The following is a 21,318-nucleotide window of genomic DNA, read 5'->3' as shown; positions in this document are numbered from 1 at the left end:
AAGCGCCCCGGACGCCGTGCCTTCGCCATGTTGAAGCTTGACCGAATGCGACCGCCGGTGCGGCGGGTGCTGGCGCTGGATGCCGGCAGTCGCTGCATCAAGCTGCTGCTAGCGGAAAGTGACTTTGGCCGCCTGCGCGTTCTCAAGGAGGAACTGATAGACTTGCAGGCCGAGGGCTTGGTGGCCCCGGATGAGATCAAGGCCCATTTGCAGGCGAGTCTGGAGGAATGGGGCCGGCCGCCGCTGGCTTTGATTCTGCCGCAGCATGTATCCATTTCACAGGTCATTGACCTGCCGCTCGCCCCTGAGAGCGAAGTGGAGAAGATGATCCATGATGAAACCGTCAAGCTGGGCGGTGTCAGCGAGAGCCGGATTGTCTATGACTTCGTTCGCACGGAAACCGCGGCCAAGAACCGGCAGCAGTTTTGGGTCACTCTGTCGCAGGAAGGCGATGTCCGCGAACGCATTCTGCGGTTGGGCGTCGAGCAGGAGGATTTGTGCGAGGTCACTACGACCGCCAATGCCCTGATTGCCGCTTACCGCGCCGCCAGTCCCCTCTCCTCGCGCGCCATTCTTGTGCACCTGGGAGCCCAGACCACGGTGGTGGCGGTCGTGGTGGCCGGCCAGGGGGTCTTTGCCACCAGCTTTCAGATGGGAGGCGATTTCTTCACCCGGTCCCTGTCCCGGTTGCGGAATTGCTCCGAGGAGAGCGCGGAATCCGTGAAGCGCACCGACAATTTGTTGATTGGCCCGGAGGCTTGTCCGGCATTTGCCAGCGTGGTGGACGGCTGGGTAGCGGAGCTGAAGCGGCAATTGAACGAGTGGTTTGACCACAATCCGATCCTGGCGCCCGAGGCCGCATCATTTCAGTTGGTCGCCAGCGGCGGCGCATTCGACCAGCCGGGTTTGATTGACTACCTGAAAGAACAGGCGGGTTTGAACCTGCAACCATGGCCGCAAGGCGCGCAGCCCGAGGCGGTGTTGCCATCGAAACGCTTTGAGGTTGCCTACGGCGCTGCGCTCCAGGCGCTCGGATATAGCACGCAACCCGTCTCCCTGCTGCCTGACGATTACCGTATCGCCTGGCGAAAACGGCTGATTCGCCAGCGGCTCGAATTGACCAGCCTGGGCCTGGCCGTGCTGTGTCTGCTGGTGCTGGCGTTTGGCACCTGGCACCAGATCTCCCTCTTTAGCCGCAAGCAAGCGCTGCTGACCAAGGTCCTGGCCGCCCAGGAGGCGGTGGAGGCAAATGATGCGCTGGCCGCCGAGCTGTGCCTTGAATACGAGAGCTTCCGCCCGGTGTTCGCCAGCCAGCAGAATACACTCGACACCCTGAAGACGTTCGCGCTGCTTCAAGAATCCCGCAGCAATCGCAGCTTCTGGTACATGCTGTTAGCCGACCAGCAGAGCTACTTCAACCAGCCGCCGGGGCCCTACGCGACCAACAAGCTCTCTCGCACCAACGTGTTTGGCCCGGTTACCAGCCGTGCCCGGGGGGCGGCGGCGGAATTCTCCGCGGTTTCGGCAGCCTCCACCAACCTTTCGCCAGCCAAGCCAGGTTACATTGCGGAACTTTGTATCCCTGAAGACGCGGACGGAGCCCGCCGGGTCCGGCGGGAACTGGTGGATGAACTCAAGCGGCAGCCATTGTTCTCCAAAGTGGACCTCTTGTCGGACGATTTGCGCCGGAACCTGGCGGACCCTAAAGTCATCGTCCCCGAGCGCGACTTCGTATTGGCGCTGGATTTTGCCACCGTCGAGTTTCAGCAGCCGCTGCCCCCCAGAAAGCCGCTGCCGGGCCTTGCCCCTCGAACTGCCACTCGGTCCGGGCCTCGCCCCCTGTGGATGCCCTCGGGAAGCGCGGAGAATTCCACCCCGGTAAAGCCGTGAAAATACCGTTCCGGGAATATCAACGACGCGGCTTCATCCCACTCGTGGGGCTGGCGCTGGCAGCCTATTACATATTCGTTCTGCTGCCGCTGGCGCGCCGGGCGGCGAGCCTGGACGAACCCTTGCAGAAAGCCTGGAGAGAGCTCGCGATTTCGCTCAATCAGAGCAACGCGACCAGCATTGATTTCCTGCACATAACCAACCGGCTCAGCGAAACGCGGCAGGCCCTGCTGAGCCTGGAGAGCGCGAAAGAAAAGGCCGGAGCCCGCCTGCAGTTGGGCGCGACCGTGCACGCCAAGACGCAGGCCGAGTTCGAGCTTGTGGATTACGCCAATGAGCGTGGCAAGGAACTGGACAAGTTGATCAACCTGGCCAAGAAACAGAAGGCGGTAATCGAGCCCGGCGTGCTGGCCAGCTTTCCCGAACACACCGCTGACGTGAGGCAACCCGCCCTGCTGTGGGCGGCACTCGCGCTCACCGACAGCTTGCTTTGGACCGCCCTCCAGTGCGAGGTAACAGCCCTGCATTCGCTCGAGGTTCCGCCGGTGCTCACCAATGCCCCGGCTCCGAATGGCGCCGCGCACCTGACCCAGATTCCACTGCACCTTGAGTTCACCGGCCAGGCCGCCAGCGTGGCCAGGCTCCTCCAATCTCTGCCCCTGCGCGCGGACGAAATTCGGGCGGCGGGCTTGCCTGAAGCGCCGGCCGACAAGCCCCCTCTTTTCGTTGACCGATTGGTGGTGCAGAAGCAGTCGCCCGATAAACCGGACCAAGTGCACGTGTGGTTGCGAGCGGTGGGATACGTGTTGCGGGAGTGAGGGAACATGCCGCCGATCATCAACAAGACCATTCGCAGTCGCTGGTTCGCCGGTTGTGTGCATGCGGGCATGTGGCTCCTGCTGGTCCTGGCCCTGGTCCACCTGGGCGGCAGGATTCCCGAGGTTCGGGAGGCCAACGCAACCGGCACCCGCCTGCAAAGCCTTGCGCCGGTGGGCGGGCTTGATCGTCTCTTTTCACCGGGAGTCTGGCCCAAAACGCTCGTTCCCACCAACACGCTAAGCCCATTCTTTACCGGTCACTTCATCCCGGCAGCTCCGCCGCCTCCCACCACGCGCAAGATCGAAGTCACTTACCAGGGCTTCTATCAAACCGGCGATGGCCCCAAGCAGACCATGTTCAAGCTGGGGAACGCATACGAGGTCGCCGTCATCGGCGCCCGGATTGCGACCAACCTCTTCATCGCCAACGCGACCGTGGAAGCGATGACGTTGACGAACCTGACCGCGCAGACCAATATTTTGCCCTTGAATACAAAGAAGGAACTTGAGGTTCCCATCAAATGAACGAGACCCAGGCCGCGGCGCGGAAGGAAACCGGCGAACTCCTGCTGGAGCTCGGCAAGCTCACGGAGCAGCAGTTGGAGCAGGCACGGCGACGCCAGCGCCGGCTCAATTTGCCGCAGCATCGCGCGATTGTGGACCTGAACTTCGCGTCCGAAGAAGATATCTGGCGCGCCTTGGCCGCAGTCAACCACCTGGAATTCGTCGATCCTATCGCGCTGGGCCTCAAGCGCGAGACCCTGGAATTGCTGCCGATCAAGCTGATCTTTCTTTACCACTTGCTGCCGCTGGGGCTCGAGGATGACTGTTTGACCCTCGCGTTCAGCGAGCCGCCGAGCCAGATTGAGCAGGGCAATCTGCGCCTCGTGCTGGGTAAACGTTTCAAGATTGTGCTCGCCACGCCCAGCGCCATCCATGCCGTCATCAAGCAGAACTTCGGGCTGGGCGCCGAAACGATCCAAAAGCTGCGGGAGGAGCGTGGCGGGACGGAGATCAGCCAGGAGATCGTCTTTGACGTGCAGGGCAAGGAAACCGATTCCGCGCTTGAAGCCACCGTCTCGGCTTTTGTGGACCAGATTCTGCAGGAGGCGCTGCGCCTCAGGGCCACGGACGTTCACCTCGAGCCGTACCTCAATTCGGTTCGCCTGCGCTATCGAGTGGATGGCATACTGGAGACGGTGCCCGTCCCGGCGGACATGCATCGTTTGCACCCGGCGGTGGTGTCGCGGCTCAAGATCATGGGCGGCCTGAACATTGCCGAAAAGCGGCTTCCCCACGATGGCCGCATCGCCATGAAGACCGGCAGCGAGGAATACGACCTGCGCGTCTCGATCGTGCCCACCAAGTATGGTGAGGCGGTCTGCCTGCGGATTCTGGGCCGGCAGAGTTTGTACCTCGACCTGAGCCAGCTCGGCATGGATCCGAATCAGGAAGCGGTTCTGACGCAGTTGACGCGGCTGCCGCAAGGAATGGTCCTGCTGACCGGCCCGACCGGCAGCGGCAAGACCACGACCCTCTATACCGCGCTGGCGCAGGCTAATGATGAGGGTCGCAAGATCATTACCTTCGAAGACCCCATCGAATACCAGCTCGAAGGCACCGTGCAAATCCAGGTGCGTGAGCAAATCGGCCTGACGTTTGCCACCGGGCTGCGCTCGGTGCTCCGCCATGATCCGGATGTCGTGCTGGTCGGCGAGATTCGCGACTTTGAGACCGCCGAAATCGCCGTGCGCGCCGCGCAGACCGGCCATCTGGTGTTCTCCACCCTGCATACCAACGACAGCATCAGCGCTGTGACGCGCCTGCTGGAGATGCGCATCGAGCCGTATTTGATCGCATCCTCATTGGTTTGCAGCATCTCCCAGCGGCTGGCCCGGCGCATTTGCCGACACTGTGCGGAGGAGGACCTGGCCATCCCCGCTTCCACCCGCGAGGAAATGGCCGCTGCCCTCGCTATTCCCGCCGAGCAGGTCAAAGCGCGGAAGGGCCGGGGCTGTGTCGAATGCAACCAGAAGGGCCACCGCGGCCGGGTTGCCATTTACGAGTTCTTCCTCCTCAGCGAGGCCATTATGAGCCTGATCCGGCCCGGTCTGCGGACCGGTGAACTGCGCGACGCCGCGCGCAAGTTAGGCTGGCGTTCCTTGCGCGAGATGGCCTGGCCCAAGGTGCAAAAAGGGTTGATCCCCATCTCCGAGCAGGAACGGTGGACCCGGGTGATCGATCCTGCCGCGCTGCTGGCCAAAAGCTGACCCCTCCCGGCGTGCCGCCGGCAAACGCCGGCTCAAGCCTTCGCCGCCGCCGCTTCCTTCTTCCAGGTGCGCTTGGGCGCTTTAACGATCAGCCCTTTCTTGATCGCCTTGGCGGACACGCGGACATAGCGAACCTCGCCGTTGACGACTGCCTTGACCCGCTGCAGGTTCGGCATAAACCGGCGCTTGGTGATGGCGGTAACATGCGTGCCGATACCGCCGCTCTTCTTCGACTTGCCGCTACGCCAAATGATGCTGCCCTTGATCGGGCGCTTGCCGGTCAGTTCACAAATTCTCGCCATACAAATCCTGTTTGAATATTAACTGGCGACAATACTAGCAGGCGCGCGCGTTCCTGCAAGCGGTATCGGCTGGGGACGAAATGAGTATTGAGTTTGGAGCGGGGGGACGCTATTTGTCAGGTATGCGACGGTCCTTGCTCTGGTTGTCCCTGGCTGGGTGGCTGGCTGCGGCTTTGTGCGCCCCGGCCGCGAACGGGCGTGTCATCAAGGTCCTGCCGCAATTCCTCGACCTGAAAGGGCGCAACTCGCTCACGCCAGGCCTCTTCGAGCGCGATTCCTACCAGGCCCGCCTGCGGAACCACACCAACGAGTGCTCCGGAATGCAGTTCAAGGTGCAGTGGAAGACCAGCGGCCGGCCGGTGGCCCCGCTAAGGGTGCAGGTGGAGTTGCGCGGCGTGGCGCGCGGCGACTTTCCCCGGCAGTTGGTGCTCACCCAATCTGTGGAGCCCCGCAAATGGTTCAGCCGCTGGGCCACGGTGCCGCTAGTTGGTCAGGACTACAAGGACTTCGGTGAAGTCACTGCCTGGCGCGCGACGCTGTGGGAAGGAAACCGGCTGCTCGGGGAGCAGAGGTCGTTCCTTTGGTGAAGCGCACCCCCGCGTCGGCGCCTCAGCCGCGCCGGCTTTCCTGGGTGCGCAAGGCTTGTTCGTAGCATTCCAGCGCTTCGCCGAAACGTTCCATGCGGTTGAACAGCCCGCCCTTGTAAAGGTAGGCGACTGTTAGGGAATTGTCCGCTTTGATGGCCTGGTCGTAACAGGCGATAGCGTCATCCAGTCGGTGCAATCGTTCCAGGGCCGCCCCCTTCTTGACCAGGGCCTCCGAGTGATTTGGCACCAGCGCCAAGACCTGGTCAAAGCAGGCCAGCGCCTCCTCCGCCTGATCGAGGTTCAGCAGCGACTGCCCTTTGCCGAGCAGTACGGTGATGCGCGCGGTCTCCGCTGACTCCGCCGTATTCGCCATCGTCTCGCCGTCTGGCGGGGGATTGCCGGATTTCGCGTTCTGGTTTGGGAAACCGCCATTGGGCAGCGGGGGAGGAGGGGTGTGTTCCAGTTGGCAAAGGCGCTTCTCGAGCTGCTCCAGCGCGCCGAGCAATCGCTGGCTGGATTGCCCCGCCGGGCCGGCCCCAAGCAGGTGCGCCTCGTCCACCCCCAGCGCCGCAGCCGCCGACTTCGGCCCCAGTCCGTGAGCGAAGGGCAACGCCGCGGAGATTTCCGCCAGCCGGTTGATCGTGCGCCATTGGAAGAAAGCCATGAACAACATCGCCAGGAAGCCGAGCGCCGCAAACAGCCCGGCGACGAGGAGCATCACCTTGTTAGAGCTTTGCATCGCCGCCAGTTCCTGCGCCCGCTGGGAGGATAGGGCCTCCTCGATGCCTTGCAGCCGGGCGGCAAACGCCTTGGCGCTTTCCGCCGCGGCGGCATCGGCCTCCTTCCGGTTGCGCTCGATGGCCAGCTGCGTGGCGTGCAGCTGTTCCTGGAGCTGCAGGTAGGAGCGAAGCGTTTCCTGGGCGTTGGTCTCGTCGTTTGCCGCGGTCGGGACCGCCGGCGCGTCCTTTTCGGCCGCAGGCGCCACGGTGGCGCAGGAAAGCACCGTCAGGCCTAACAGGACGCGACAGGACAACGCGGCAACGCGGGAATGGCAAAGCACAGAGCCTCTCATTTCTGCTTTCCGGCAGCGGTCGGCGCGGGGAGGGACGCCGTCGGTCCGGGGGTCCACTTCATGTTGAACTGCTGGACAATGTCTTTGGCCGCGGCATTGGTCGTGGCAATTTGCAGCAGATCGAGCGAGAGCGCCTCGAGCCGCCTCTCAATTTCTTGCGCCTGGGCCAGGGCGTCCGCGTTTTGCGCTTGCAGGAGCGCGGCGCGGTTAAGCTGCTCCCGCTGGCTGATCAGGCCCGCGAACCGGAAGCCATAGTCGGCGGCCAGGAGCAGGAAGATTATGAAGCAAATCCAGAACGGGTTCCGGCGGGACAGCTCGGCCAGCTTTTTATCCTTGTCAGGATTCATGGCGCGGATTGGGGCGGGCTGTTGGTGTTGCGGCCGATATTGATCTTATGCTTCACCAGCAAGTTACGCAGCACGGGGTCAGACTTGCCGGCCTGGGCAATGCTCAGCACGAGGTTCTCGGTCGTGGTTTGGAGCTGCCGCGCCTGGCCGAACTGGTTTTGTGTCGCCGCGACGGATTGGTTGAGCCGGCCATTGAGCATCGCCATCCCCAGGCTGCAAATAATCAGCAGGCCACAAATGCCTCCCGCCACATTCAACAGCATGAACTGTGTTCGGTTCATTGCGACCTGAGTGTGAGGACGAATCCGGCCGGTGTCAAGGGCGCGCCTGCCGGGTGCGCGGCGGCGGATAGACTCGTTGACATGCCGCCCGGGTCCGACTAGTTTCGCGCCCATGTCTCGCTTGCCGTTCGAGCTGCTGCTGGCGCTGCGGTACTTGCGACCCAAGAGGACCTTCGTCTCGGTGATCACGTTGATTTCCGTGGTGGGCGTAACGCTGGGCGTCGCGGTGCTGATCATCGTCATCAGCGTCATGAGCGGCTTCGACAAGCAACTGCGCGACAAGATTCTCGGTTTCAACACCCATCTCAAGGTCCTGCCGCGCGGGGAGACGATGAAAGATTACGCCGCCGTCGCCCGGACGGTAACCGCCAACCCGCAGGTCAAGGCGGTCGCCCCGTTCATCCTGGGCCCCGTGCTGGTGCAGACCGAGCCCCCGAGCGGCCAGCCGCAGGTCGGGGCGCCGTGGATTCGCGGCATCGATCCCCTGCTCGAGACCAACATGACCATCCTGCCCGGCAGCATTGTCGAGGGCAAATTCGACGTGAGCGACCGGGGGCTCCTGGTCGGCACCGAGTTCGCCCAGAACATGAACCTGCAGGTCGGCGATCTCGTCGAGATCGGCTCGCCCAGCGTCCTGCGGAAATGGCGGGAGGGCAGCAAGAAGGAGAACGCCTCCGCCCCCGTGCTGCCGGAATACGAAGTGCGGGGCATCTTTGACGTCGGCTACTTCGAATACAACGTGTCGGTGGTGGTGACTTCGCTGCGGGACGCGCAGGATCTGTATGACCTGGATGACGGCGTGCATGGGCTGATGGTGATGCTGCACGATCCTTACCAGGCGCCGGTGGTCGAGCTGGAGCTGGCCCGGGCGCTGGGGCCGAAATACGGCATCCGGAGCTGGATGCGGGAAAACGCCAACCTGCTCAACGCGTTGATCGTCGAGAAGAACGTCATGTTCTACCTGTTGTTCTTCATTGTGATCGTGGCGGCGTTGTGCATCTTGAGCGCGCTGATCACCTTCGTGGTGCAGAAGACGCGTGAAATCGGCATGCTCAAGGCCCTGGGGGCCACCGACGCGCAGGTCAGCCGGATCTTCCTGAGCCAGGCCGCGGTGGTTGGCGCGATTGGCGACCTGGCGGGCTATGGGCTGGGCATGCTCGCGCTGCGCTACCGCAACGAGTTCCTGCATTTCATGAATCGCATGACGGGCTTCGAGCTGTTCCCCTCTTCGATCTACGGTTTTGCCGAGCTGCCGGCGCTGATCTTTCCGCGGGATATCGCGCTGATCTGCGGCAGCGCCTGGGTGATCTGCATCCTGGGGGGCGTGATCCCGGCCTGGCGCGCGGGCCGGCTTAAACCGGTGGAGGCGTTGCGCTATGAGTGACGTGCTGCTCGCGGCCACCGGCCTCCACAAAACCTACCTGCTGGGCCGGCGTTCGCTGGAGGTGTTGCGCGGTGTGGACCTCGAACTGCGGCGCGGCGAATTCCTCGCGCTGCGCGGCGCTTCCGGCGCCGGCAAGAGCACCCTGCTGCATCTGCTGGGCGGACTGGACACACCCAACCAGGGGCAAATCCACCTGGCCGGCCGGAACCTCGCCACCCTGGGCCGGCGCGAGCTGGCGCAACTGCGCAGCAAAGAGGTCGGCTTTATCTTCCAGGCTTACTACCTGCTGCCGGAACTGGACGCGCTGGAGAACGTTTGTCTCCCCGCCCGCATGGCGCGGACGCCGGCGCGCGAGGCCGAAGCTCGCGGGCGCGAGCTGCTCGCGCGGGTCGGCCTGCAGGAGCGCCTGGAGCACAAGCCCTACGAGCTTTCGGGCGGCGAACAGCAGCGCGTGGCCATCGCCCGCGCGATGATCAACCGGCCGGACCTCATCCTCGCCGACGAACCCACCGGCAACCTCGATTCGCATACCGGGGCGGAGATCATTGACCTGCTTTGCGCCCTGCGCGACGAGCAGCAGACCACGCTCATCATGGCCACCCACGATGCGCGCGTGGCCGCCCGCGCCCCCAAAGTGGTGGAGTTGGTGGACGGCCAGGTCGCTGACGGATTGGGAGATTGACCCTGAATGCCTTTCCGGTAGTCTTCGTCCACTTATTGCCGTGACAAATCACGCACTGACAAATCATCTTATGGACAACAAGACCACTTCCTCCGCTTCGGCGCTTCCGCGCCGGGATTTTCTCAAGCGAACCGCCACTGCCGCCGCCGCGGTGGCCGCGACGCCGCTGCTGCGCACACCGGTTTACGGGCAGGACCAGGCGCCGGCGGCGAACGTGGCCGGGGCGAACAACCGCATCCAGGTGGCGATCATCGGGGTCGGGTTCGGGATCGGCCAGGACCACCTAAAAGGCATCCACGGGAAGGCGACCGAGAACAACACTGTGATCGTGGCGGCGAGCGATGTGTTCAACAAGCGGCGCGAATTCGCCAAGACCAACGCGAACCTCAAAGACGCGGACGTGTATGCGGATTACCGCAAGATGCTGGAGCGCAAGGACATTGACGCGGTGCTGATCGCGACGCAGGACCCGTGGCACGCGCAGATGACGATTGACTCGCTGGACACCGGCCGGCACGTGTATTGCGAGAAGCCGCTGACGCGCTACCTGGGCGAGGCGTTCCAGGTGTACGACAAGGTGAAAGGCAGCAAGAAGGTGTTTCAGGTGGGGTCGCAGGGCTGCTCGGCCGGCGGCTACCACAAATGCGCGGAGCTGATCAAGGAAGGCAAGATCGGGACGCTGGTTTGGGCGCAGGCGTGGTATTCGCGCAACAGCCTGGAGGGCGAGTGGAATTACCTGATTGAATCGGAAACCAAGCCGGAGAACATAGATTGGGAGCGCTGGCTGGGGCCCGTGAAGCAGCGCGAAGGGTTCAGCGCGGAGCATTACCACCGGTGGCGGAAGTATTTCCGTTACTGCGCCGGGCCGCTGGGCGACCTGGCGCCGCACAAGGTGCACCCGGTCATGCTGGCCACCGGCAACCCTGAGTTCCCCGTGCGCGTCTGCTCGGTCGGCACCCGGAATGTCCACTCCGACAAGACGGTCCCCGGCACCCCCGAGCGGGAGATTCCGGAGCACGCGCAATTGCTGGCGGAGTTCCCGAGCGGATTCGTGCTCATGGTGACCTGCTGCACGGTCAACGGCTCGACTCCCGGCACGAGCTTTTACGGCCACAAGGCGAACCTGGACATTGACGCCAACGGCGAGAAGCTCAACCTGGTGCCGCAGCGCCAGTTCGGGGACGAGATTGATCCTGAGACCTTTGTCGCCCCGCCGCGCGAGGATATCCGGGTGCACGAGAAGAACTGGTTTGACTGCATCCGTTCCGGCAAGGAGCCCAACGGGAGCATTGAGCTGGCGATCCGGGTGCAAACGGTCATTTCGCTGGCCGAGATGTCCGACCGGTTGAAGATCGCCTGCCTGTTCGACGAGAAGACCCGCAAGGTCACGACCGACGGCGGCACGGCCGTCACCCCGATTACCTACGGCACCCTGCCGCAGTCGTAGGGGCACACGCAGCCGAGCGATGGATTAGCGGAGCAATGGGGGTGGTGACACCACTGTCCCATTGCTCCCGCGCTTTATTGGCGACCCCGCCCCCCTCGATGCCTCACGTCACACTTGCCTGCCACGCGATGGCGACGCGGTTCGAGATCGTGCTGCCGGGCGACAACGCCCCGGCGCTGCGGGCGGCGGGGGAGGAAGCGCTGCGGTTGGTGGAGCAACTGGAGGACCAGCTCAGCCTGTTTCGTCCCGGCAGCGAGATTGCCCGCTTGAACGCGCGCGCCGCCCGGGAGCCCGTGCGGGTCACGCCGGAAGTCTTCGCCCTGTTGCAGCATGCGCAACGGCTGCACGCGGAAAGCGGCGGCGCGTTCGACATCACGGTCGCCCCGCTGGTCCGGTGCTGGGGTTTCATGGGCGGGGACGGGCGGATGCCCCGGCCCGAGGAGGTGTCCGAAGCTCGCGCGAACGCGGGCATGGGGCTGGTGCGGTTGAACCCGGGCGATTTTACAGTCCAATTTGAGCGCGAGGGGGTGATGCTGGACCTGGGGGCGATTGGCAAGGGTTACGCCGTGGAGCAGGCGGCGGAGGTGCTGCGCGAGGCGGGGGTGACGAGCGCGCTGGTGCATGGGGGCACCAGCACGGTGCAGGCGATCGGGCACCCGCCGGGACAGGAGTGCTGGAAGGTCGCCGTCGAGAGGCCCTCGCCTTCACCGGACGCACCGCCGGTTCTGCTGGCGAGTGTGCCATTGAAAGACGAGGCGATGTCGGTGTCAGCGGTGTGGGGGAATCACTTTGAGGCGGGAGGCAGGGTGTTTGGGCACATCATAGATCCGCGCACCGGCGAACCGGCCCGCGGCACGGTGCTGGCCGCGGTGGTTCTGGCCTCGGCCACGGAGACGGACGCGCTGTCCACCGCCCTGCTGACCCTCGGCCGGGCCGGGCACGAATCCATCGCGAGCCTCCGCCCCGGCATGAGAACGCTGGTGGTGAGCGAGGCGGGAGGCAGGTTGAGCGTGGAGGCGCGGGGCATCACGACGCAGTCCAATGCGTAGCCGCCTATGTCCGTTGGCACGCCAGTCTGTCGCTGGGAAAGCCGGCGGGCTGTGAGACAAAGTTCTTCCGGCGCCTCTCATTAACACCCATGCTGGATGGGCGGGGGTTTTCGGCTTTGCGTTTGGGGCCGCCTCGGCCTTAAGCTCGGGCGATGAAGATTGTTTTGGCTTATTCGGGCGGACTGGATACCTCGGTCATCTTGTTGTGGCTGAAGGAGCGTTACCACGCTGACATCGTCGCGTACTGCGCCAACATCGGACAGGAGGAGGAGCTTAAGGGGCTGGAGGCCAAGGCCAGGCGCACCGGGGCGTCCAGGTGCTACATCGCCGACTTGCAGGAGGAGTTCGCGCGCGATTTCATCTTCCCGATGATCCAGGCGGGGGCGGTTTATGAGGGCCAATACCTGCTGGGGACGAGCATCGCCCGGCCGCTCATCGCCAAGGGGATGATCGAGGTTGCCCGGAAGGAGAAGGCCCAGGCGATCGCCCACGGCGCCACCGGCAAGGGCAATGACCAGGTCCGGTTCGAGTTGACCGCCGCGGCGCTCGCGCCGGAGCTGCAGGTGATTGCGCCCTGGCGGGACGGCCGGTTCCGGGACGAGTTCCCCGGCCGGGCCGAGATGATCGCCTATTGCGCGAAGAAGCGGATTCCAGTGCAGGCTTCCGCCCGGAAGCCCTATTCCATGGACCGCAACCTCCTGCACATCTCGTTCGAGGCGGGCATCCTGGAGGATCCATGGCTGGATGCGTTTGCGCCGAAGAACAAGGACATGTTCAAGCTGAGCGTCGCGCCCGAAGACGCGCCGGACAAGGCGGAGTATGTGACGCTCGACTTCCAGCAGGGCAACTGTGTGGCGGTCAACGGGAAGGCGCTCAACCCGTTGGGGGTGATGCGCGCGCTCAACCGGCTCGGCGGCAAACACGGCGTCGGGCGGGTGGACCTGGTGGAGAATCGTTATGTGGGCATGAAGTCCCGCGGCGTGTACGAGACGCCGGGCGGGGCCATCCTGCAGTTCGCCCATCGGCAGATGGAAACGCTGACGATGGACCGCGAGGTCATGCACCTGCGGGATTCGCTGATCCCGCGCTACGCCGAGCTGGTGTATTACGGCTACTGGTTCGCGCCGGAGCGGCTGGCGTTGCAGGCCTGTGTCACCGAGAGCCAGCGGAATGTCACCGGCACGGTGCGGGTGAAACTCTACAAGGGCAATATCCTCTGCGCGGGCCGGAAGTCGCCGGTCAGCCTGTATAATCCCGCCATCGCCACGATGGAGGCCGATCCCACCAAGGCCTACAACCAGGACGACGCCACCGGCTTCATCCGGCTCAATGCGCTGCGGCTGAAGGTGGCGGCACGGGTGCGGAAGAAGCGGTAGCGCGCCGGCAGGGCGACGGGGCGCTGACAGGCTGAAGTGATGCCTTGATCGCGGATCGGGAGCGGCGGACATAAACCCCTCATTGGCAGCGGTTTACGCGGTAATGAACCGAAATTGTCAAGGCTGTATCCACGGTGTGGGGACGGTGTGGATACGGTGTGGATACGGTGAGACTCCCTTGCGGGCTGCACTTCGGCGACGGGGATTCCCATATCAGTTCAGGTGCAGCCGTGAGTCCGCAAGGGATCGGCCCGCGGGTTCGGAGGGACAAGGACCCGCGGAGTTTGCGTGCGGTTGAGCTTGTGGGCGGGCTTTGGCGGCGGGGCGGGATTTAGAATTGTTCCAAATATTGACAGGCGGGGGTGTTGGGCTACGTTGCCGGTAAGATGGACCGAGCGGCCGAGATCGAGAACGATGCCGGGCTGGACGAGCGTCTGGCGCGGGGCGGTTTTCGTTTTACCCCGCAACGGGAGCATGTTTATGCTGTGCTCCTGCGGGAACGGGATCATCCGACCGCGGAGCAAGTATTCATCCGGGTCAAGCGGGAGATGCCGGAGATCTCGATGGCCACAGTGTATAATTGCCTGGACGCGCTGGTGAAGTGCGGGTTGGCGCGACAAGTGACGCTGGCGCGCGGCGCGGCGCGGTTCTGCCCCAATATGCGGGAGCACTGCCACTTTTACTGCGATACGTGCGACAGCGTGTTTGACGTGGATTATCCGGCTGAGCCGGGGATCGGGCTGCCGAACGGATTTGAAGCGGAGCGGTTTGAGATTGCCATTCATGGCCGGTGCGCGGCGTGCGCGGGAGGGAACGGCGAACGGCCGAAGAGGGCAAAACGAGCAACTAAGTCGAGATGAGCACAGCAACTGAGACAATCGAAGGGTTGGTCAAGAAGGAGTACAAGTACGGCTTCTACACGGACGTGGAGGCCGACTCGGCGCCCCCTGGTCTGAATGAAGACATCGTCCGGCTCATTTCGCAAAAGAAGCATGAGCCCAAGTTCATGCTGGATTGGCGGCTGAAGGCCTACCGGCATTGGCTGACGATGAAGGAGCCGACCTGGCCGCAGGTGCATTACCCGCCGATTGACTATCAGGGGTCGGTGTATTACTCGGCGCCCAAGAAGAAGGGCGCGGGGCCGCGGAGTTTGGATGAGGTTGACCCGAAGCTGCTGGAGACTTACGAGAAGCTGGGCATCCCGCTCAAGGAGCGCGAGCGCCTGGCCGGCGTGGCGGTGGACGCGGTGTTTGACAGCGTGTCGGTGGGGACCACGTTCAAGAAGCAACTGGCGGAGAAGGGCATTATTTTCTGTTCATTCACGGACGCGGTCCAGGAGCACCCGGATTTGGTGAGGAAGTACCTCGGGGTGGTGGTGCCGTACACGGATAATTATTTCGCGGCGCTGAATTCGGCGGTGTTCAGCGACGGGTCGTTCTGCTTCATCCCCAAAGGGGTGCGGTGCCCGATGGAGCTGTCCACCTATTTCCGGATCAACGCGGCCAACACGGGCCAATTCGAGCGCACGCTGATCGTGGCGGAGGAGGGGGCTTCGGTGAGCTACCTGGAGGGTTGCACGGCGCCGATGCGGGACGAGCATCAGCTGCACGCGGCGGTGGTGGAGCTGATCGCGCTTGATAATGCGCAGATCAAGTATTCGACCGTGCAGAACTGGTACCCGGGCGACGAGCAGGGCCGGGGCGGCATTTACAACTTTGTGACCAAGCGGGGGCTGTGCAAAGGCAAAAACTCAAAGATATGCTGGACGCAGGTGGAAACAGGCTCGGCGATTACCTGGAAGTATCCGGGCTGTGTGTTGCTGGGCGACAACTCGGTCGGCGAGTTCTACTCGGTGGCGGTGACGAACAACTATCAGCAAGCCGACACCGGCACGAAGATGATCCACATCGGCAAGAACACGCGCAGCACGATCGTGTCCAAGGGCATTTCGGCCGGGCACGGCCAGAACAGTTACCGGGGCCTGGTGAAGGTGCAGAAGGGGGCGGCACACGCGCGGAACTTCTCGCAGTGCGACTCGCTGCTGCTGGGGGACAAGTGCGGGGCGCACACGTTTCCCTACATCGAGGTGCGGAACTCGACCGGGCGGGTGGAGCACGAGGCTTCGACCTCGAAGATCGGGGAGGACCAGATCTTCTACTGCAACCAGCGCGGGCTGGCGACGCAGGACGCGGTGAACATGATCGTCAACGGCTTCTGCAAGGAAGTGTTTCGGGAGCTGCCTATGGAATTTGCCGTGGAAGCGCAGAAGCTGTTAGGGGTCAGTTTGGAGGGGAGCGTGGGGTAAGGCGTCGCAGGCTGCAAGGGCCGGAACCGGTGATCGAACTTGACAGACAGAGGATGAGTCGGAATTTACAGGGCCGTTGCGGCCAACCATGAAACAAGCGATATTGGAAATACAGGACCTCACCGCCGGGGTGGAGGGGAAACAGATTCTAAAAGGCATCAACCTGAGGATAGGCCTGGGCGAAGTGCACGCCATCATGGGGCCGAACGGCAGCGGCAAGAGCACGCTGGCGGCAATCCTGGCGGGTCGGGAGGGTTACGAGGTGTCCTCCGGCCGGGTCATCTATGACGGGCGGGATTTGCTGGAGCTGGACCCGGAAGAGCGGGCGCGGGAAGGGTTGTTCCTGGCGTTTCAGTACCCGGTGGAGATCCCCGGAGTGAACAGCACCTATTTTCTGAAGTCAGCGTTGAATGAAATCCGCAAACATAAGGGGCAGAGCGAACTGGACGCGATGGAGTTTCTGACACTGGTGAAGGACAAGATACAGTTGCTGGAGCTGAACGAGGATCTGCTGCGCCGCTCGGTCAACGAGGGTTTCTCCGGCGGCGAGAAGAAGCGCAACGAGATATTCCAGATGGCGGTGCTGGAGCCGCGGCTGGCGGTGCTGGATGAGACGGACTCCGGGCTGGATATTGACGCGCTGAAGATCGTCTCCAACGGGGTGAACAAGCTGCGGCGGCGGGACAACGCGCAACTAGTGATCACGCACTACCAGCGGCTGCTGAATTACATCGTGCCAGACTTTGTGCATGTGCTGGTGGATGGGCGGATTGTCCGCACGGGCGACAAGAAGCTGGCGCTGGAATTGGAGGAGAAAGGCTACGACTGGATCAACAAGGAAGAAGCGGTGCCGGCTTGACCTGGCCGGTTGACCCCGCCCAACAAGAGGGGTATGGTTGACCGGCGATTTCCTTTGATACGAGCGGCCCGTGCTGCGCGCCGCCTGGCGAATAAGGCCGGGACACGCCGGGGCAGGTTGTGAGTTTGACATCGCCGGAAGCTGAAACCAAACCAACCATAACGGAAACGAAAGGAAGAAGCAGATGAAGATCAAGCATGCATTATTAGGAGTGACGGCGGGGGCAGCGCTCATTCTAGCCAGTGGCTGCAGCAAAGAGGAGGCGCCGGTGGGCGAAACTCCCCAGTCGGCTGTCGAGCCGGCGACGGCCAGTGACGCTGTGAAGGCCGTGACGGAATCGGCCGGCCAGGCGGTCAGCGACGCACAACAGACCGCGCAAACGGCGGCAACGCAAGCCGTGGCCGAGGCTGCCGGCGCAGTATCTGCGGCATCGGCTCAGGTCCAGGCACTGATTGACAAAGCCAAGAGCCTGGTAAACAACCAGAAATATCAGGAGGCACTCAACACGGTCCAGCAACTGGGCAACTTGAAGGCCTCGCTCACGCCCGAACAGCAGAAGGCGGTGGATGGATTAGTGGCGCAGATCCAGGCTGGCATCGCCAAGGCGGCCGGGCCAGACGCAGCCTCGGCGCTGGGCGGCGCGCTGGGCGGAAAGAAATAGGTCCCGGCGAGAAAGGGATTGCCCGGGTGCCAGCGCCTGGAAGGGCTGGGAGAAATTCACGACGGGCCGGTTCTGGTGCGCGGGTGGGAACGATTCTGGTCGGCGCGCGACCCGCCAATCTCACTGCCGCACAACGGCCAGCGTCCGGCTGCTCCGCGGGGCGCCGCTACTTGCCTTGTGCGGTAACGGCAGCTAGGCTGCGGCGGAATGCGGCTGCTTGACCGGTATTTATTGCGCGAACTGTTCGCCCCGCTGGGGTATTGCCTGTGCGGCTTCCTGCTGTTCTGGATCACCTCTGACTTGTTTGTCGAGTTGGACGGTTTCCAGAAGCGGGGATTGAGGGCGCTGGACATCGCGGAGTATTACCTGGTGATCCTGCCGGAGTTCCTGGTGCTGGTGCTGCCGATCGGGCTGTTGCTGGCGCTGCTCTACGCACTGACGAACCACGCGCGTCACCAGGAAATCACCGCGATCCGCGCCGCGGGCGTGAGTTTGTGGCGGCTGTCGCTGCCGTACCTGGGGGTGGGTCTCCTGGCGAGCCTGGCCTTGTTCGCGGCGAATGAGTTCTGGGTGCCGCAGAGCCAGGAGCGCACGAAGGAGATTCTGAAACGGCGCCAGGCGCCGGACCCCAACGCCCCGGGCCCGAATGAATACCGCAACCTGTTCTTCGAGAACACGCGCGACGGCCATCGCTGGCGCATTGGCGTGTTCAATTCCGAGACCGGCGAGATGATCGAGCCGGGGGTGTATCCCACCCAGCGCGACGGCGCCAAACCCTGGGAGCTGCGGGCCGAGCGGGCGCGGCGGGTGGACGGCTTGTGGACTTTTTACAACGTGCTGGTGCTCAAGGAAACGGCGGATACCAACGCGCCCCCGGTGCCGTCGCTCCGGACCAACGTGCTGGTCGTCCCTGAATTCACGGAAACGCTCGAGGAGATCAACAGTGAGATCAAGATCCGGGAGAGCATGACGCTGCGCGCGGCCAAGAAGGCCGACGTGCCAATCAAGGACCTTGTGAATTACCTGCGGTTGCATCCCCGTCCGGCGCGGTCGGACTGGTATTGGCTGCACACAAAGCTGGAGGGGCGGCTGGCGGCCCCGTGGACCTGCGTGGTGGTAGTGCTGATCGCGATCCCGTTCGGGGTGGCCGGGGGGCGGCGCAACGTGTATGTGGGGGTGGCCAGCAGCATCGTGATCTGTTTTATCTATTTTGTGTTGCAGCAGGTTGGGCTGGCCCTGGGAACCAGCGGGCGCATCGAGCCGTGGCTGGCCGCGTGGTTCCCCAATTTGTCGTTTGCCCTGACGGGCCTGCTGATGACGGCCCGGGTCAGATGAGCGGCGAGTTGGCCAATCTCAAGGCGCGCTACGAGCGGCTGAACCTGCTCTACCAGGTTGGCAACGTCATCCATACCACGCTCGATCCGCAGGAGGCGCTGCGATTGATGTTGCATCAAGCCGTGCGCCAAATGAGCGCGGCCAGCGGCTCGGTTGTGCTGATCAACCCGACGAACGGCCTGCTGGAAATCCAGGCGTCCGAAGGATTGCCTCCCGATGCGTCCGCTCTCAGGCTGCGCGTCGGCCAGGGTATCACCGGCTGGGTCGCGCGCACGGGCAAGCCGGCGCGCGTGGGAGATGTGACCAAGGACCCGCGGTATGTCATGCTGCGCCGGGAAGTGCGCTCGGAGCTCGCGGTGCCGTTGGAGGTCCGGGGCGAAGTCCGGGGGGTGCTGAATGTGGACGCGGACCGGGTCGAGGCGTTCAGCGCGGAAGATCAGGAGTTGCTGGAGGCGCTGGCGGTGCAGGCATCGCGGGTGATTCACAATACCTGGCTCTATGAGCAACTGCGGCTCAAGGCGCACCTGTTTGAATCGCTGGCCGGCGTCAGCCAGAGCATTAATTCCTCGCTGGGCCTGGAGGATGTGCTGCGCGTCGTCACGCGCGAGGCGTGCGCGCTGATGCGGGTCAAGCTGGCGTCGCTGATGCTGTTGGACGAAAGCCGCGAGTGGCTCGAGCTGCGGGCCAGCTGCGGGGCCGGGGAGGCGTATGTCAAACGACCGCGGCTGAGTGTGGAGGAGAGCCTGCTGGGGATCGTGGTGCGGCGGAAGAAGCCGCTGCAAGTCGAGAACGTCCAGGTGTCGAGCCTTTATCAGAGCGTGGAGGTGGCGCGACACGAGGGACTGGTGGCGCTCCTGAGCGTGCCCCTGCTCTACGGCGGGCAGGCGATCGGCACGCTCAGCGTCTATAGCGGCGTTCCTTACACCTTCTCGAACGAGGAGATTCGCATCCTGTCGGCGCTGGCGGAGTTGTCGGCAATCGCCATTGAGAAGGCGCGCCTCTACGAGCGGGTGGTGGATGTGGAGGAGCACTTGCGGCGAAATGAGAAGCTTTCGGCGCTGGGCCTGCTCGCGGCCGAAGTGGCGCACGAGATCCGCAACCCGCTGACGGTGCTCAAGATGCTCTACCACTCGCTGGATCTGCAGTTTCCCGCCGGGGACCCGCGAGCTCAGGATGCGCGCATTATTGACGAGAAGCTCGGACAATTGAACCGGATCGTGGAGCGCATCCTGGATTTCGCCCGCACGACGGAGCCAACGTTGGAACCGGTGAACCTGGGGCGGTTGATCGAAGAACTGGGGCTGCTGGTCCGGCACAAGCTCAAGCACCAGCGCATCCGGTGGACGCAACAGTTCGAGCCCGATTTGCCCGCGGTGCCGGGCGCGGCGACGCAATTGGAGCAGGCGTTTCTCAACCTGATCCTCAACGCGGCGGAGGCTATGCCGGAAGGCGGCGCGCTGACCATCAAAGCGCGGGCGGTGCGGGTGCCGCGCAACACCCCGCAACCGACACACGTGGCGGTGGACTTTCAGGACACCGGCCCGGGGATGAGCGAGGACCAGCGGCGGCGCGCGTTCAGCTCGGTCCTGAGCACGACAAAGGACAAGGGTACCGGGCTGGGTTTGGCCATTGTGGCCCGCATCGTCGAGGCGCACCGCGGGCGCTTGAAGATACGGTCGCGGCCAAGTCATGGAACGACGGTCAGCGTGGTCCTGCCGCTCCAGGCCCGCCAAAGCGAGCTTCACCACGAACCCTGACCCCGGCGGCTGGCGGCCTTATTCCGCGGGTGGGTGGAAGAGCAGGCGCGCGTAAGCGTAGGCGATGAGTTCGCCGGTCACGTGGCGCACCCCGGCGCTGGACTGCCACCAGCGCGCTGGATCGTAGCCAATGACCGGAGCGGCCTGGATTCCAACCGTTACGCCCCGGCCCAACGCCTTCTCGAACACCAGACGGGAGCGGCGGGCGTGCGGGCCCACGGTGATCAGATTGACCCGGGTCCGCACAAGACCCTGCTCGCGCAACCAGTGTTTCAAGCAAACCGCCGTGTTGTAAGTGCGGTCGCGCTGAACATCGGTACAAGGCAAGGCCTGGACTTCGTTGGTGCTCAAGCCGAGCTTCAACAGAACGGCGACGCCGACATGTGCATAGTTGGTGTAATCGGTCAGCAGTGTCCCCTGTTCCACGGGAAGGCCGGTGACGCAAAGCTTCGTGTAGTGGTTCTGTCTGAATTCCGCCACGGCCATTCTCAGCACAATGTCGGGCGACCAGCCCTCGACCACCAACACACCGCCCGGAGCCGGCTCGGTGACTGCCAGGAACCGGTGTGCGCCGCAGATGACAATACAGCCCAGGACAGCGACGTTCAGCGCCAGGACAAGCCAACCGCGCCACGTTGGCACCAGGCATTGCCGCCGGCGCAGCAAACCCCAACAGGCCTCGTTTGGTTCCATAGTTGTCTGGCGCAAAACCGTGTTATACCGCAAAGCCCGTTGCAGGTCGAGTCCGGCAGAAAGGCTGGCCAAAGCATGTTTTTTCCCGGATTTCTGGGGAACCCCGCTGGCGGTTAACAGTCTCGGACTCCCCTCCTTACCTCCAGCACCCCCGCCGGAGGGATGACGGCGCCGTTACGGCGGTCACACGCTGGTTTTGGCTT

The 21,318-nt window shown here is 63.7% G+C and carries 21 protein-coding genes; 16 read left to right on the top strand and 5 right to left on the bottom strand.

Annotated elements, in window-relative coordinates; genetic code table 11:
* The first annotated feature begins 45 nt into the window (after nt 1–45).
* The 4 genes from pilM to P5205_10685 are packed head-to-tail and all read left to right on the top strand — an operon-like array spanning nt 46 to nt 4,978.
* Nucleotides 46–1,890, top strand: coding sequence for a pilus assembly protein PilM (gene pilM / locus P5205_10700; protein ID HSA10825.1), 1,845 nt, complete (start codon nt 46–48; stop codon nt 1,888–1,890).
* Complete coding sequence (locus P5205_10695; GenBank protein ID HSA10824.1) at nt 1,887–2,708, top strand: hypothetical protein; 822 nt, start codon at nt 1,887–1,889, stop codon at nt 2,706–2,708. The genes pilM and P5205_10695 overlap by 4 nt, the downstream gene beginning before the upstream one ends.
* 6 nt (nt 2,709–2,714) lie before the next feature.
* The gene (locus P5205_10690) at nt 2,715–3,233 is read left to right on the top strand and encodes a hypothetical protein (protein HSA10823.1); all 519 of its coding nucleotides are present in this window, start codon (nt 2,715–2,717) and stop codon (nt 3,231–3,233) included.
* A complete protein-coding gene (locus tag P5205_10685; protein ID HSA10822.1) occupies nt 3,230–4,978 on the top strand; it encodes a GspE/PulE family protein in 1,749 nt (582 codons plus the stop codon). Before P5205_10690 ends, P5205_10685 begins: the two co-directional genes overlap by 4 nt.
* Nucleotides 4,979–5,010: 32 nt before the next feature.
* On the opposite strand, the gene rpmB is transcribed toward P5205_10685, so the two are convergent.
* Entirely contained in the window at nt 5,011–5,280 is a 270-nt protein-coding gene (gene rpmB / locus P5205_10680; protein ID HSA10821.1) for a 50S ribosomal protein L28, read from the bottom strand.
* 122 nt (nt 5,281–5,402) lie between these two features.
* Here rpmB and P5205_10675 point away from each other — a divergent pair, with 122 nt between their 5' ends.
* Nucleotides 5,403–5,867 carry a hypothetical protein gene (locus P5205_10675; GenBank protein HSA10820.1) on the top strand — a complete coding sequence of 155 codons (465 nt, stop codon included), beginning with the start codon at nt 5,403–5,405 and terminating at the stop codon, nt 5,865–5,867.
* Nucleotides 5,868–5,889: 22 nt separating this feature from the next.
* Here the strand turns inward: P5205_10675 and P5205_10670 are convergent, their stop codons facing one another.
* Genes P5205_10670 through P5205_10660 form a run of 3 tightly spaced genes read right to left on the bottom strand, consistent with a single transcriptional unit; the run spans nt 5,890 to nt 7,567 of the window.
* Nucleotides 5,890–6,939 (bottom strand): tetratricopeptide repeat protein, encoded by a 1,050-nt coding sequence (locus tag P5205_10670; GenBank protein ID HSA10819.1) that lies wholly within the window; start codon nt 6,937–6,939, stop codon nt 5,890–5,892.
* Nucleotides 6,936–7,286: a hypothetical protein gene (locus P5205_10665; protein ID HSA10818.1), complete on the bottom strand. Its 351-nt coding sequence runs from the start codon at nt 7,284–7,286 to the stop codon at nt 6,936–6,938. The genes P5205_10670 and P5205_10665 overlap by 4 nt, the downstream gene beginning before the upstream one ends.
* On the bottom strand, nt 7,283–7,567 hold the full coding sequence (locus P5205_10660) for a hypothetical protein (protein HSA10817.1): 285 nt from the start codon (nt 7,565–7,567) through the stop codon (nt 7,283–7,285). Before P5205_10660 ends, P5205_10665 begins: the two co-directional genes overlap by 4 nt.
* Nucleotides 7,568–7,679: 112 nt before the next feature.
* Here P5205_10660 and P5205_10655 point away from each other — a divergent pair, with 112 nt between their 5' ends.
* The 11 genes from P5205_10655 (at nt 7,680) to P5205_10605 (ending at nt 20,422) form a co-directional block, all read left to right on the top strand.
* Nucleotides 7,680–8,951 carry an FtsX-like permease family protein gene (locus P5205_10655; protein ID HSA10816.1) on the top strand — a complete coding sequence of 424 codons (1,272 nt, stop codon included), beginning with the start codon at nt 7,680–7,682 and terminating at the stop codon, nt 8,949–8,951.
* The gene (locus tag P5205_10650) at nt 8,944–9,633 is read left to right on the top strand and encodes an ABC transporter ATP-binding protein (protein HSA10815.1); all 690 of its coding nucleotides are present in this window, start codon (nt 8,944–8,946) and stop codon (nt 9,631–9,633) included. The genes P5205_10655 and P5205_10650 overlap by 8 nt, the downstream gene beginning before the upstream one ends.
* Nucleotides 9,634–9,703: 70 nt before the next feature.
* Nucleotides 9,704–11,080: a Gfo/Idh/MocA family oxidoreductase gene (locus tag P5205_10645; GenBank protein HSA10814.1), complete on the top strand. Its 1,377-nt coding sequence runs from the start codon at nt 9,704–9,706 to the stop codon at nt 11,078–11,080.
* Between the two features lie 98 nt (nt 11,081–11,178).
* Nucleotides 11,179–12,129: an FAD:protein FMN transferase gene (locus P5205_10640; GenBank protein HSA10813.1), complete on the top strand. Its 951-nt coding sequence runs from the start codon at nt 11,179–11,181 to the stop codon at nt 12,127–12,129.
* A 152-nt stretch (nt 12,130–12,281) separates the two neighbouring features.
* Nucleotides 12,282–13,505 carry an argininosuccinate synthase gene (locus P5205_10635; protein ID HSA10812.1) on the top strand — a complete coding sequence of 408 codons (1,224 nt, stop codon included), beginning with the start codon at nt 12,282–12,284 and terminating at the stop codon, nt 13,503–13,505.
* A gap of 386 nt (nt 13,506–13,891) precedes the next feature.
* On the top strand, nt 13,892–14,365 hold the full coding sequence (locus P5205_10630) for a transcriptional repressor (GenBank protein HSA10811.1): 474 nt from the start codon (nt 13,892–13,894) through the stop codon (nt 14,363–14,365).
* On the top strand, nt 14,362–15,810 hold the full coding sequence (sufB, locus tag P5205_10625; GenBank protein HSA10810.1) for a Fe-S cluster assembly protein SufB: 1,449 nt from the start codon (nt 14,362–14,364) through the stop codon (nt 15,808–15,810). The genes P5205_10630 and sufB overlap by 4 nt, the downstream gene beginning before the upstream one ends.
* 100 nt (nt 15,811–15,910) lie before the next feature.
* Nucleotides 15,911–16,669: a Fe-S cluster assembly ATPase SufC gene (sufC, locus tag P5205_10620; protein HSA10809.1), complete on the top strand. Its 759-nt coding sequence runs from the start codon at nt 15,911–15,913 to the stop codon at nt 16,667–16,669.
* A 184-nt stretch (nt 16,670–16,853) separates the two neighbouring features.
* Nucleotides 16,854–17,330 carry a hypothetical protein gene (locus tag P5205_10615; GenBank protein HSA10808.1) on the top strand — a complete coding sequence of 159 codons (477 nt, stop codon included), beginning with the start codon at nt 16,854–16,856 and terminating at the stop codon, nt 17,328–17,330.
* Between the two features lie 207 nt (nt 17,331–17,537).
* Nucleotides 17,538–18,665, top strand: a complete 1,128-nt coding sequence (locus P5205_10610) for an LptF/LptG family permease (GenBank protein HSA10807.1) — start codon at nt 17,538–17,540, stop codon at nt 18,663–18,665.
* A complete protein-coding gene (locus P5205_10605) occupies nt 18,662–20,422 on the top strand; it encodes a GAF domain-containing protein (GenBank protein HSA10806.1) in 1,761 nt (586 codons plus the stop codon). Before P5205_10610 ends, P5205_10605 begins: the two co-directional genes overlap by 4 nt.
* Before the next feature lie 18 nt (nt 20,423–20,440).
* On the opposite strand, the gene P5205_10600 is transcribed toward P5205_10605, so the two are convergent.
* Nucleotides 20,441–21,115: a YdcF family protein gene (locus tag P5205_10600; GenBank protein ID HSA10805.1), complete on the bottom strand. Its 675-nt coding sequence runs from the start codon at nt 21,113–21,115 to the stop codon at nt 20,441–20,443.
* Nucleotides 21,116–21,318: the final 203 nt, after the last annotated feature.

The organism is Candidatus Paceibacterota bacterium, assembly GCA_035452965.1.
GTDB lineage: Bacteria > Verrucomicrobiota > Verrucomicrobiia > Limisphaerales > UBA8199 > UBA8199.
Note: the sequence above shows the minus strand (reverse complement) of the source record. Positions and strands in the feature narration are given on the sequence as shown.

Coding starts and splice junctions, on each gene's coding strand:
- P5205_10685 (HSA10822.1), top strand. CDS start 3,230: ATGAACGAGACCCAGGCCGCGGCGCGGAAGGAAACCGGCGAACTCCTG.
- pilM (HSA10825.1), top strand. CDS start 46: ATGCGACCGCCGGTGCGGCGGGTGCTGGCGCTGGATGCCGGCAGTCGC.
- P5205_10650 (HSA10815.1), top strand. CDS start 8,944: ATGAGTGACGTGCTGCTCGCGGCCACCGGCCTCCACAAAACCTACCTG.
- P5205_10605 (HSA10806.1), top strand. CDS start 18,662: ATGAGCGGCGAGTTGGCCAATCTCAAGGCGCGCTACGAGCGGCTGAAC.
- P5205_10675 (HSA10820.1), top strand. CDS start 5,403: ATGCGACGGTCCTTGCTCTGGTTGTCCCTGGCTGGGTGGCTGGCTGCG.
- P5205_10600 (HSA10805.1), bottom strand. CDS start 21,115: ATGGAACCAAACGAGGCCTGTTGGGGTTTGCTGCGCCGGCGGCAATGC.
- P5205_10640 (HSA10813.1), top strand. CDS start 11,179: ATGCCTCACGTCACACTTGCCTGCCACGCGATGGCGACGCGGTTCGAG.
- P5205_10655 (HSA10816.1), top strand. CDS start 7,680: ATGTCTCGCTTGCCGTTCGAGCTGCTGCTGGCGCTGCGGTACTTGCGA.
- P5205_10670 (HSA10819.1), bottom strand. CDS start 6,939: ATGAGAGGCTCTGTGCTTTGCCATTCCCGCGTTGCCGCGTTGTCCTGT.
- P5205_10630 (HSA10811.1), top strand. CDS start 13,892: ATGGACCGAGCGGCCGAGATCGAGAACGATGCCGGGCTGGACGAGCGT.
- P5205_10690 (HSA10823.1), top strand. CDS start 2,715: ATGCCGCCGATCATCAACAAGACCATTCGCAGTCGCTGGTTCGCCGGT.
- sufB (HSA10810.1), top strand. CDS start 14,362: ATGAGCACAGCAACTGAGACAATCGAAGGGTTGGTCAAGAAGGAGTAC.
- P5205_10635 (HSA10812.1), top strand. CDS start 12,282: ATGAAGATTGTTTTGGCTTATTCGGGCGGACTGGATACCTCGGTCATC.
- P5205_10645 (HSA10814.1), top strand. CDS start 9,704: ATGGACAACAAGACCACTTCCTCCGCTTCGGCGCTTCCGCGCCGGGAT.
- P5205_10615 (HSA10808.1), top strand. CDS start 16,854: ATGAAGATCAAGCATGCATTATTAGGAGTGACGGCGGGGGCAGCGCTC.
- rpmB (HSA10821.1), bottom strand. CDS start 5,280: ATGGCGAGAATTTGTGAACTGACCGGCAAGCGCCCGATCAAGGGCAGC.
- P5205_10610 (HSA10807.1), top strand. CDS start 17,538: ATGCGGCTGCTTGACCGGTATTTATTGCGCGAACTGTTCGCCCCGCTG.
- P5205_10665 (HSA10818.1), bottom strand. CDS start 7,286: ATGAATCCTGACAAGGATAAAAAGCTGGCCGAGCTGTCCCGCCGGAAC.
- P5205_10660 (HSA10817.1), bottom strand. CDS start 7,567: ATGAACCGAACACAGTTCATGCTGTTGAATGTGGCGGGAGGCATTTGT.